This is a genomic window from Moraxella sp. K1664, from assembly GCF_039693965.1.
GTDB lineage: Bacteria > Pseudomonadota > Gammaproteobacteria > Pseudomonadales > Moraxellaceae > Moraxella.
On the sequence record NZ_CP155576.1, the window covers coordinates 2654697 to 2666699 of the forward strand.

Below are 12003 nucleotides of genomic sequence, written 5' to 3' on the forward strand. Positions count from 1 at the left end.
CCTTTGGGGGATTTGTAGGGGCAAATCACATTTGCCCTGTGATAACGGATTGATTTTTGGGCGAATAAATTGCCCCTACACGTTTAAATTTTAAAATATATCTTTATTAAACTTCCTGCAAAACTAGTTTTCCGTTCACCCTGAGCTTGTCGAAGGGTAGCGGAAAACCGTCATGGTTCGACAAGCTCACCACGAACGGTTTTCTTTAATTCAGGGTTTTGCAGGAAGTCTTTTATTGAACAATACCCCATTTTAAAACCCTAAATCTATTATTCATCTTTTGGCAAAATATAAGCACTATACATACGCTCATCACTTAGGTATTTTTTGCCTGCGTTTTTAATTTCATCGGTGCTAATGGTGGGCAGAATTGCCAATTCTTCTTGGATTTTGCCAAAAGGGATATTTTCATTTTTTAGCATTCCCAGCAAATCCGCCTGCCCTGATACGCCTTCGGACGCAAACACCAAGGCGGTTTTTGTGGCAACCATAGAACGGTCAAGCTCTTTTTGGTCAATGGGGTCGGCCATGGTGCGTTTTATCTCATCTAAGACAAGGCGTTTGGTTTCATCAAGGCTCACCCCTGCTTTTGGCGTTGCCATGACCATAAAAAAGCCGTCCCCATAGCCTGTACTGTCATAACTACTATATACGGACGTAACGAGTTCTTTTTTGACCAAATTTTTGGCAAATCGACCAGACGCTCCGCCACTTAGCACGTCATCAAACAGCCCCAATGCCAACAGCTCTCGCTCGTTGTCGGCGGTGTGGTGATTGGTGAGTTTTAGGCCAGATACAGTCGGGGCTTGCCATGCCAAAATCAGCGTGGGAACTTGGACGGCTTCTTTGATGACGACATGGCGTTCGCTCACACCGCCTTTGCCTGCATTTAGGTCATCAGCGTGGATGAATTGGGCAGGGTCTCGGGCGGGTACGGGGTCGCCTTTGGGAATGTCGCCAAAATATTTTTTGATATGAGTTAGGGCTTCGTCTTTGTCCACGTCGCCCACGATGACGAGCGTGGCGTTATTGGGGACGTACCATGTGGCGTACCAGTGTTTTAGGTCATCCATGGTCAAGCCTTCAATGTCCGCCATGCTCCCAATAATGGGGCGACCCCGTGGCGTGTCGCCATAGACAAATGCTGAAAACCGCTCCCACGCTTTTGCCATGGGGTTGTCGTCCGTGCGAGAACGGCGTTCTTCTTGGACGACTTGGCGTTCGCTCTCTATCTGCTTAGGTTTAAACAGCACGTTTTTCATGCGATTGGCTTCTAGCTCCAACGCTAGGGCGTAGCGATTGGCGGGCAAAATTTCATGATAAACGGTAACGTCTGAACTGGTGTAGGCGTTATTACTACCGCCATAATGACTGATAAGACGGCTAAATTCATCGCTAGATACCTTTGGCGTGTCCTTGAACATTAAATGTTCCAAAAAGTGCGACAATCCGCCCTTGCCCACAGGCTCATCGTTTGCCCCCACGCCATACCAAATCTGGGTCATGACCACAGGGGCTCGTTTGTCTTCTTTAATGACGACTTTTAAGCCATTATCTAGCGTGTATTCGTGAATGTTGGCGAGCAGTTTTAGCTCTTGTTGGGGAGTGGTAGCAAGGGCGGTTGGGGCTTGGGGCGTGGCTGTTGGGGCGTGCTGGCAAGCGGTTAGGGATAATAATCCCAAGGATACGCATAAGGATAAAACAAGGCGGTTAAAGGTTTTCATAGACATTCCGATGAGTTTGGCGGTTTTATTGATTTGAAATTTTACCCATTAAAGATAAATCATTTGCCAATCAAAATACTGGCAGTGGGGCGTACGCCTTGACCGTTATTGGCACTGCACGCCACAAGCGTTAAAGGCAGGCATAAGGCAATGATGAGCGTGAATTTTTTCATGATAATTCCTAATTGCAAAAGGTTATAGTTTAGCATAAGTTGGGGTGGGTGGCAATTTTGGGAAAAAGATTGACAAAAAATGCTTTTAAAAGTATTATAAAAAGCACTTTTAAAATATTTTTAATAAAGAAATACCATTATGCTAAACCAAATCCATAGCCGTTATGTTGCCAGTATCAGCGATTTAAAGAAAAGCCCCATGGATACACTCGCCCACGCCAATGGCGAACCTGTGGCGATTTTAAATCGCAATACCCCTGCTTTTTATTGCGTGCCTGCTTCTTTATACGAAAAAATGTTAGACGCATTGGACGACCAAGAGCTCATCAAATTGGCAAACGAACGGCAAAACCAAAAAACGGTAAAGGTAACGATTGATGACTTACGAGCCAAATTCCAATAATGATGAAAATCGTGTTTATGAATTAGAATTTAACGAAACTGCGTTAAAAGAATTTGAAAAATTAAACGCCACGATTGCCGAACAATTTTTAAAAAAGCTAGAAAAAGTGCTGTTAAATCCACACATTCCCAAAAATAAACTACACGGGGCAAATGCTAAGAATTTATACAAAATCAAACTTCGTAAGGTGGGTTATCGTTTGGTTTATGAAGTTAGGGATGATAAATTGGTGGTGCTTGTGATTACGGTGGGACGACGTGATACGGTGTATGATAATATTTGACGCACTTATAGGCTTTGGCTCTATTTAGTATGGTAGAGCTGATTTTTTATGATTTATTTTTTGCTAAATTTAGCGTAAAATAACCCCAAATTTTTATGAGAATCATCATGTCTAACACCCAAGCCCACACCGACCCCAAACTTGCCCAAAAACAAGCCGTTGCCAAATCCGCCCTTACCTATGTCGAAGACGGCATGATTTTGGGGGTGGGGACGGGCAGTACGGTAAACTGCTTGATTGAGCTGTTGTCACAGGTTCGCCTAAAAGGGGCGGTGGCAAGCTCAAAAGTGACCGAAGATAAATTAAAAGCCTTGGGCATTGAGATTTTTGATTTAAATACGGTGGGCGAGCTTGACTTGTACATTGACGGGGCAGACGAGATAGACGCTCACGGCAACATGATAAAAGGCGGTGGCGGGGCATTGACCCGTGAGAAAATCGTGGCGGCAGCGTCCAAACGCTTTGTGTGCATGGTGGACGACTCCAAAACCGTCGCCAAACTGGGCAAATTCCCCGTGGCGGTGGAAGTGTTGCCCCAAGCCCGCTCTTATGTGGCTCGTGAACTGGTCAAGCTGGGGGGCGAGCCTGTGTATCGGGAAGGATTTGTCACCGATTATGGCAATGTGATTTTGGATACCTATGATTTGGACATCACAGACCCTGCCGAGCTAGAGAGCACATTAAACAACATTGTGGGCGTGGTGTGTAACGGCATTTTTGCCAGTCAATCGGCTCACGTCATGCTAAAAGCAGGCGATGATGGCGTAAGTACGGTGCAATTTGACAAGACGGCAAGATAAGGCAAATAAAAATAAGACAAATAAAAATAAGGATTTGACATGCTCTTAATGATAGACAATTATTGTAGTTTTACTTACAACATTGTTCAGTATTTTGGCGAATTAAAGCAGGACATTGTGGTAAAACGCAACAACGAGATTACCCTTGATGAGATAACCGACCTTGCCCCACAAGCCATTATCCTAGGGCCAGGCCCTTGTACGCCAACCGAAGCGGGGGTTACGGTGCCGATTTTGACGCATTTTGGCGGAAAGATTCCCATTTTGGGCGTGTGCTTGGGTCATCAAGCCATTGGGCAAGCCTTTGGCGGTGATGTCGTGCGAGCAGGCGAAGTCATGCACGGACGACTATCAGACGTGTATCATGACGATGTGGGCGTATTTCACGGCTTACCAAACCCTGTGTCGGTGGTGCGGTATCATTCGCTTGTCATTGACAAAACCACATTGCCTAAGCGCCTAGAAATCACCGCTTGGACACAAAATGCGGACGGCTCTATGGGTGAGATTATGGGTGTTCGTCATAAAGAGCTAGACATTGAAGGCGTGCAGTTTCATCCAGAATCCATTTTAAGCGAGCATGGTTATCAGCTTTTTAATAACTTTTTAAAACGCTGTGGGCTTGCTGTGTTAGATGATGAAAATTTGCCAACGGTGGCGTGATTTTTTATTTAAAAATGGCATTGTAGGGGTAATTTATTCACCCAAATTTGGTAAAACTATTCGTTTAAAAATTTGTAGTAGTCCAAAAAGTATGCTGAATTAGGTTTTCCGTTCGCCCTTGTATCAACCCAACACCAAACCTAGATTATCTGCTAGAATGTTGTTGGGTTATACAAGCAAAGAGAACACGGGTTCGCCCTTAGTGTCTTAACACTGGTGCTCAGATGGTGTCCTTTGCTTGTCATCTTAACTCTGAATGGTATCTAAGTGCGTTTATTAAAACAGACACTGCATAAACAAGGCAAGAGACAGATGATACACTATATTGGCATAGACATCAGCAAAGCAAAGTTTGATGTTGCATTTATAAACCCAAGCACAAATAAAGTAAAAACCAAGGTTTTTAACAACAACAAAGCAGGCTTTGATTTACTGCTTGCTTGGTTAAAAACCAATGTCAGCAATCATCTTGATGAGCTACACATCATCCTAGAAGCAACAGGGGTTTATCATGAACACCTAAGTGAGTTTCTTGATGATAATAATATCAAGCAAAGCATTGTCAATCCTAACTATGTCCGCAAATTTGCAGACAGTTTGGGGGTAATCCATAAAACTGATAAAAAAGACAGCATTATTTTATCAAGGTATGGTTATAGCCACAAGCCTGAGGTTTGGGTAGCACCTAGCATTGAAGCCAAACAGCTAAAAGCTCTATTGGCTCGCTTAGAAGCACTCAAAGAAGATTTGCAACGAGAGCAAAACCGACAAGAGTTGCTCTTATCACCCAATCTGCCCGATTTGGTTAAAGCATCCATGCAAACAGTCATCAATGTCCTTCAAGAGGAAATTGCCAAACTCACCAAAGACATTGATGACTTTGTTGACAAACAACCAAGTTTAAAGCAAGACAAAACCTTACTTGAAACCATTGACGGTATTGGTTCTGTTATTGCCAAAGAAGTGGTATGCTTAATACATACCAAACAATTTAAAAAAGCCTCACAGATGGCTTCGTTTTTAGGCTTAATACCCAAACAAAGACAGTCAGGTGTCTTTAAGGGAGCAACCAAACTGTCCAAACAAGGGCAAGTCTCTTTGCGTGCTAAGCTGTATATGTCTGCAATGAGTGCCATTCGTTATAATAGCACCATTAAGGCATTTTATGAACGATTACAACAAAACGGTAAAACCAAAATGCAAGCCTTATGTGCTTGTATGCGTAAATTGGTACATATCTGTTTTGGTGTTATCAAAACCCAAACATCCTTTGAGCAACAAGTATCTTTAAGTTAGTTTGTAAGATACTAGATACCAGATACTTAAAAAACCATTGACTTAGGTGGGGTATCATGGTATCTGAGCTATGCCTGCGGGTGGCGGAAAACCGTTATGGGCAGGCATAGCTCACCACGAACGGTTTTCTTTAATAGCATACTTTTTAAATCAGAGCCAAACATTTAAAAGGAAACCCATGTTAGACAACGACCACGACATTCACACTTTTTTAGTACACACCCTAAACACCCTAATCAATGGCGAAAACCTAAGCGATGACGACACCGCCACGCTCATGACTCTTATCATGACAGGCAAATGCCCTGATGTGCTACTGTCCGCCATTATCACGGCATGGCGTATCAAGGGCGAGACGGTGGACGAGATTGCCATTTCTGCTCGAGTCATGCGGTCGTTTGCCAATGCCGTTACTTTGGGCGTGGATAATGCGGTGGATATTGTGGGAACAGGCGGAGACGGAGCGAATTTGTTCAACGTATCCACAGCGTCCATGTTCGTGGTGGCGGTCTGTGGCGGTGTGGTCGCCAAGCACGGTAGCACGGGCGTGTCAAGCCGTTCGGGTGCGTCCGATTTGCTCACAAGTGCAGGCGTGAATCTCACCCTTGACCCAAGCCAAGTCGCCGACTGTGCCAAAAATACGGGCGTGTGCTTTATGTTCGCCCCCAATCATCACCCTGCCATGCGTCATGCCAAGGCGGTGCGTGGGGCGTTAAAAGTGCGGACGATTTTTAATATCTTAGGGCCTTTGACCAATCCTGCGTCCGCCCCAAACACCTTGCTTGGGGTCTATGATGTGGCGTTGTGCGAAAAACTTGCTCACGTCATGGGCAAACTTGGCAGTCGCCATGTGTGGGTCGTGCATTCTGATGACGGCTTGGATGAGATAAGTCTTGCCACGCCCACAACCGTATCCGAATACAAGGACGGCAAGGTAACTACCTTTAAAATCGCCCCCACCGATGTCGGCATTGCCATGCAGTCGCTGGACGGTTTGTTGGTTGGTTCGTCTGATGAAAGTTTTGACCTTATCAAATCCGCCCTACAAGGTCAAACCGACCCACGCACCCAAAAGGCGTGCGACATCATCGCCCTAAATGCAGGGGCAAGCCTGTATCTGTCAGGGGTATCAGACAGCTTTAAAGACGGTGTCGCCCTTGCCAAACAAGCCCTAGCAAGTGGCAAGGCATGGCAAAAAATGCAGGAATTTGTGGCATTTACCCAAACGTTTAATCATTGATTTTTATTATCCAAACGTACATTTAAAGATTTTCAATGTAGGGGCGAATTGCAATTCGCCCAAATTATATTTTCAAATTTAAAAAATTTTGGTAGTAGTCTAAAAAGTATGCTGAATTAGGTTTTCCGTTCGCCCTTGTATCAACCCAACACCAAACCTAGATTATCTGCTAGAATGTTGTTGGGTTATACAAGCAAAGAGAACACGGGTTCGCCCTTAGTGTCTTAACACTGGTGCTCAGATGGTGTCCTTTGCTTGTCATCTTAACTCTGAATGGTATCTAAGTGCGTTTATTAAAACAGACACTGCATAAACAAGGCAAGAGACAGATGATACACTATATTGGCATAGACATCAGCAAAGCAAAGTTTGATGTTGCATTTATAAACCCAAGCACAAATAAAGTAAAAACCAAGGTTTTTAACAACAACAAAGCAGGCTTTGATTTACTGCTTGCTTGGTTAAAAACCAATGTCAGCAATCATCTTGATGAGCTACACATCATCCTAGAAGCAACAGGGGTTTATCATGAACACCTAAGTGAGTTTCTTGATGATAATAATATCAAGCAAAGCATTGTCAATCCTAACTATGTCCGCAAATTTGCAGACAGTTTGGGGGTAATCCATAAAACTGATAAAAAAGACAGCATTATTTTATCAAGGTATGGTTATAGCCACAAGCCTGAGGTTTGGGTAGCACCTAGCATTGAAGCCAAACAGCTAAAAGCTCTATTGGCTCGCTTAGAAGCACTCAAAGAAGATTTGCAACGAGAGCAAAACCGACAAGAGTTGCTCTTATCACCCAATCTGCCCGATTTGGTTAAAGCATCCATGCAAACAGTCATCAGTGTCCTTCAAGAGGAAATTGCCAAACTCACCAAAGACATTGATGACTTTGTTGACAAACAACCAAGTTTAAAGCAAGACAAAACCTTACTTGAAACCATTGACGGTATTGGTTCTGTTATTGCCAAAGAAGTGGTATGCTTAATACATACCAAACAATTTAAAAAAGCCTCACAGATGGCTTCGTTTTTAGGCTTAATACCCAAACAAAGACAGTCAGGTGTCTTTAAGGGAGCAACCAAACTGTCCAAACAAGGGCAAGTCTCTTTGCGTGCTAAGCTGTATATGTCTGCAATGAGTGCCATTCGTTATAATAGCACCATTAAGGCATTTTATGAACGATTACAACAAAACGGTAAAACCAAAATGCAAGCCTTATGTGCTTGTATGCGTAAATTGGTACATATCTGTTTTGGTGTTATCAAAACCCAAACATCCTTTGAGCAACAAGTATCTTTAAGTTAGTTTGTAAGATACTAGATACCAGATACTTAAAAAACCATTGACTTAGGTGGGGTATCATGGTATCTGAGCTTGTCGAAGGGTAGGAAAACCGTTATGGTTCGACAAGCTCACCACGAGCGGTTTTCCTTGTAGCATACTTTTTGAACCAGAGCCAAAATTTTAAAAGGAAAAACCATGTCCACACCCACCATTTTACAAAAAATTGTTGCCACCAAACACCAAGAAATCGCCCAAGCTCGCACTCAAATCAGCCTTGACGAGTTAAAACAAAAAGCCAAATCCGCCCCTGCCGTGCGTGGGTTTGCCAAAGCCCTACGAGCGGTAGAACAAGGCAAAATTGGCGTGATTAGCGAGATAAAAAAGGCAAGTCCGTCCAAAGGCGTGATTTGCCAAAATTTTAACCCCGTTGCCACCGCCCAAGGCTACGAGACGGCAGGGGCGACTTGTTTGTCTGTTTTGACCGACCGTGAGTATTTTTTGGGACATGATGACCATCTTATCCAAGCCAAAAATGCTTGCAATTTGCCTGCCTTGCGTAAAGATTTTATGGTGGATGAGTACCACATTTATGAAAGTCGCACGCTTGGGGCGGATTGTATTTTGCTTATCATGGCGTGCCTTGATGATGAGACGGTGGCACAGTTGCACAAGGTGGCGATAGAACTTGGCATGGACGTGCTGATTGAGATTCATGATGAAGATGAGCTAATCCGTGCGTTAAAATTGCCCAAATCTACCCACAACATTTATGGCATCAATAACCGCAATCTTAACACCTTTGATGTGGATTTGAACACGTCCATTCGCCTTGCCAAGACCTTGCGTGAAAATGTGGGCGATGACGCTCTTATCGTGAGTGAAAGTGGTATTCATGGGGCGGACGATGTACACCTGATGCAGTCGCATGGTATTCATCACTACCTCATCGGTGAGCAATTTATGAAAACGGATAATGCAGGGCTTGCGTTACAAAATCTGTTAAAAAGCGTATAAATAATACACAAACCAAAACCCCACACCGCACGGCATGGGGTTTTTCATTAACTTTAACCAATCTTATGACAATCAAACCCAAGCTCTGCCATTTGGCTTTCTTTTTCAAGCGGAGCAAGGCTTGCCTTAACATGGGGCTTGTCTTTTAGATAGGTGCGTGCCACTCGTTTTAGGTCGTCTATCGTTACCGCTAAGAGCTTGGCTCGTATGGTCTCTTGCATTTCTTTGGTGCGACCGTGTAGCTCGCTAAAACACGCCTTGACCGCCTCGCCTGCTGGGGACGCAGGTTTGTCCATGCCACCGATAATCCCCAAAATCGCCTCTTCTAACTTATCAGCGTCATGGTCGTTGTCCAGTAGCCAGTCAATGCTCTTTTCAAAATGAAGAAAAGTCGCCACACAGTGCGGATCTCGGTAGCTATAAAAGCGAAAACTTGCCGAATTGGCATCAAAGCTCGCCCCACCGCCATACGCCCCGCCTTTTTCACGGATTGCCGAATGCAGATAGCCATTTCTTAAAAATGGAGCCAGCACCGTCAAGGCAGGCGTGTCCTCATGCCCTGATGTGGTCGCAGGATAGGCAGTGGCATTATGATAGACGTTGGTAGCGATAAGCCATGCGATGTCTTTGTTGTCATCGCTCTTGGCAAGCTCATCAAATGCCAGTGTATCATTTGCCACGACAGGCGATTTGGCAGGTTTATGCGGTGTATTTAGCACGTCTTTTATTACCGCCTTTAACTCGTCCGCCTTGTCTGCCTCGCATACCAAAACCACGTCTTGGGGTAGGTTTTGTATTTGCTCGTGGATTTGGGCTAGGCGTGCTGATAGCGTTTGCCAAACCGCTTGGTCGGTTTCGCTTTGCTTTAAAAACGCCTTTAATGCCGACAGGGCAGGTAAGCCCGAATAACGGTATTCTAGCGATGATAATTTGCTCATGCTCCGACTGGCGGTCTGAATGGCGTAGCTGTGTCCGCTTGCTGATAGGCGTGATTGCCAAGACGCTTGTTTTTGCTGTAACAGCTCACTCATGCGGTCGGTTTCGGTGAAAATGGTGTTGTTTAGCACGTCGCTCACCAGCTCCACCGCCTCAGGCTTACGGGCTAAGGCACGGGTCGCCAGCACGAGATAGCTTGTCATTTTATCCTTATCATGGCGGTCGGTACGCTGTGAAATGCGAGCGGTAACGCCTGATGAGACGGACGCTTGTACCGCTTGGAACGTGCGTGCGTCATAGTTGTCCGTACCTAATTCGGACAACAGCCCCAAATATAAAGGCAATATCGGATTATTTAAAATGTCTAAATTATCATTTAAATCAAGCACCACTTGATAATAATACAGCCCATTGGTGCCTGCATGGTACTCGTAGAGTTTGCGTTCGTCTTGCCCAATGATTATCGGCTGTTTGTTGGCGTGGGCGAATTTTATCGCTTGGGGAATGTCATCTAGCCCCACTTTTGGCAAAATATCCACGTCATCTATCAGAGCTTGGCGTGTGGCAAGTTCGGCAGATTTTTGACGAATGACCGCTTTATCGTCATCGCTTAACGTGGCATTTAGCTTATCCAAACTTGCCTTTTCGTCATCTATCAGGCGTTGGGCTTTGTCTTTATCAGGCGATAGGGTCAAGCGAACTCGGTGTGGGTTGTCAATTAGGTGCGTTTTGATGAGATTTTGCACCCAGTTTGGCTCTTTGACCTGCTCGGACAGCCACGACAAATGCTCATCAATCTCCCACATATCCACAGGATTACCGCCATGCAGTGCCGTGCCAAACCCTTCAAGCATGAGCGTCAAGCCATAAGGCATACTGTCGCCCCCGATGTGGCGTTGGTCTAGCTCTATCTGATGTAAAATGGTCTGTATGGTTTCATTATCAATGGGGTTTTCCGCCACAGAACGAAGTAGCTCCAAAATGCCGTTTTCCACGTCATCGGCAAGTTCACGCTCCGAGCCACGCACGCCTGCATAAAACGCCATTTCATAATGACTGTCATCTAGACCTAAAAGCGGGCTTGCAGACGTGCCAAGTGGCGAGCTGTCAAGATACGCTCTTAGGGGTGAACCTGCGTGTTCTATCAGCACCCCTTCCATAAGGCGAAGTGCCAAACGCTCTTTGGGGTCGGTAATGCTTGGCAGTAGCCACGCTAGCACGTTATGGGTCATTTTCTCGCCACTCACGTCGGCGGTATAAGTGTCATAAACTTGGGTTGGTGTGCTTAGGCGAGTCTCGGTCATGGAGACGAACTTTTTGCCACGAGACGGCTTTTCGTTGTCATCAAAACGCACTAGAGCATCATCGTGCAGGCGCGCTTGAATGTCCGCCACGTCAATGTCGCCAAAACTCATGATAATGGCATTGGACGGGTGATAATGAGCCTTGTGAAAATTGACCAAATCAGCATGGGTGAGCTTGACAATCTCTTTTGGGTCGCCCCCTGAATTATAATGATAAGTCGTGGCCGGATACAGGTGCGGTGCCAAAGCGTAGTAAAGCTGGTCAATCTCGCCACTCATCGCCCCTTTCATCTCATTAAAGACAATGCCGTGATATTCAGGTTTGCCCTGTTCATCAAGCTCCAAACGAATGCCTTCTTGGGCAAAGTCTAGCTCGTGAATGTTGGGGAAAAACACCGCATCAAGATAGACGGACAATAAGTTAAAATAATCGTTTTTGTTTTGACTGGCAAAGGGATACACCGTCCAATCACTTGCCGTCATGGCGTTCATAAAAGTCTGCAATGACCGCTTAATCATGCTAAAAAATGGGTCTCGTACGGGGTATTTTTGTGAACCGCACAACACAACGTGTTCTAGAATATGAGCTTCGCCACGAGAAGTCATGGGCTGAGTGGCAAAGCCAATCATCAAGGCGTTTTCGTCATTATCACACGCCAGATGATAATGGGTCGCCCCTGTGGCGGTATGCTCACAAAGTAGCACCGTAATGTCAAGAGCTTCTATGTGGTGCTGGGATTTTAGGGTAAAGGCAGGGTGTAGGTTAAATGTTGTCATGAATGGTTCCGTGATGAAAAAATGCTATATTGTGGCAAAAATTTGCAATTTAAACAAGGCTTTTGTAAATTTTGATAAAAATTCTTGTTTTTATGATT

Annotated in this window: 10 protein-coding genes; 8 read left to right on the top strand and 2 right to left on the bottom strand. The window is 44.9% G+C overall.

Going from position 1 to position 12003, the window contains the following annotated elements; genetic code table 11:
- Positions 1-269: 269 nt before the first annotated feature.
- Positions 270-1724: a pitrilysin family protein gene (locus tag AAHK14_RS12850; RefSeq protein ID WP_172823610.1), complete on the bottom strand. Its 1455-nt coding sequence runs from the start codon at positions 1722-1724 to the stop codon at positions 270-272.
- A 312-nt stretch (positions 1725-2036) separates the two neighbouring features.
- On the opposite strand from AAHK14_RS12850, the gene AAHK14_RS12855 reads away from it, so the two are divergent.
- From AAHK14_RS12855 to trpC, 8 genes are all read left to right on the top strand, one after another.
- Positions 2037-2300, top strand: a complete 264-nt coding sequence (locus tag AAHK14_RS12855; RefSeq protein WP_065255890.1) for a type II toxin-antitoxin system Phd/YefM family antitoxin — start codon at positions 2037-2039, stop codon at positions 2298-2300.
- On the top strand, positions 2275-2583 hold the full coding sequence (locus AAHK14_RS12860) for a type II toxin-antitoxin system RelE/ParE family toxin (protein WP_065255891.1): 309 nt from the start codon (positions 2275-2277) through the stop codon (positions 2581-2583). Before AAHK14_RS12855 ends, AAHK14_RS12860 begins: the two co-directional genes overlap by 26 nt.
- Before the next feature lie 107 nt (positions 2584-2690).
- Entirely contained in the window at positions 2691-3383 is a 693-nt protein-coding gene (gene rpiA / locus AAHK14_RS12865; RefSeq protein WP_065255892.1) for a ribose-5-phosphate isomerase RpiA, read from the top strand.
- Between the two features lie 39 nt (positions 3384-3422).
- Positions 3423-4046 (top strand): aminodeoxychorismate/anthranilate synthase component II, encoded by a 624-nt coding sequence (locus AAHK14_RS12870; RefSeq protein WP_065255893.1) that lies wholly within the window; start codon positions 3423-3425, stop codon positions 4044-4046.
- Positions 4047-4313: 267 nt separating this feature from the next.
- A complete protein-coding gene (locus AAHK14_RS12875) occupies positions 4314-5342 on the top strand; it encodes an IS110 family transposase (protein WP_346818194.1) in 1029 nt (342 codons plus the stop codon).
- A 178-nt stretch (positions 5343-5520) separates the two neighbouring features.
- Positions 5521-6582 carry an anthranilate phosphoribosyltransferase gene (trpD, locus tag AAHK14_RS12880; RefSeq protein ID WP_065254937.1) on the top strand — a complete coding sequence of 354 codons (1062 nt, stop codon included), beginning with the start codon at positions 5521-5523 and terminating at the stop codon, positions 6580-6582.
- Between the two features lie 284 nt (positions 6583-6866).
- Complete coding sequence (locus AAHK14_RS12885) at positions 6867-7895, top strand: IS110 family transposase (protein WP_083108321.1); 1029 nt, start codon at positions 6867-6869, stop codon at positions 7893-7895.
- A 174-nt stretch (positions 7896-8069) separates the two neighbouring features.
- Positions 8070-8888, top strand: coding sequence for an indole-3-glycerol phosphate synthase TrpC (trpC, locus tag AAHK14_RS12890; protein WP_065256323.1), 819 nt, complete (start codon positions 8070-8072; stop codon positions 8886-8888).
- A gap of 53 nt (positions 8889-8941) precedes the next feature.
- Here trpC and AAHK14_RS12895 read toward each other — a convergent pair whose 3' ends face one another.
- Complete coding sequence (locus tag AAHK14_RS12895; RefSeq protein WP_065256324.1) at positions 8942-11905, bottom strand: insulinase family protein; 2964 nt, start codon at positions 11903-11905, stop codon at positions 8942-8944.
- Positions 11906-12003: the final 98 nt, after the last annotated feature.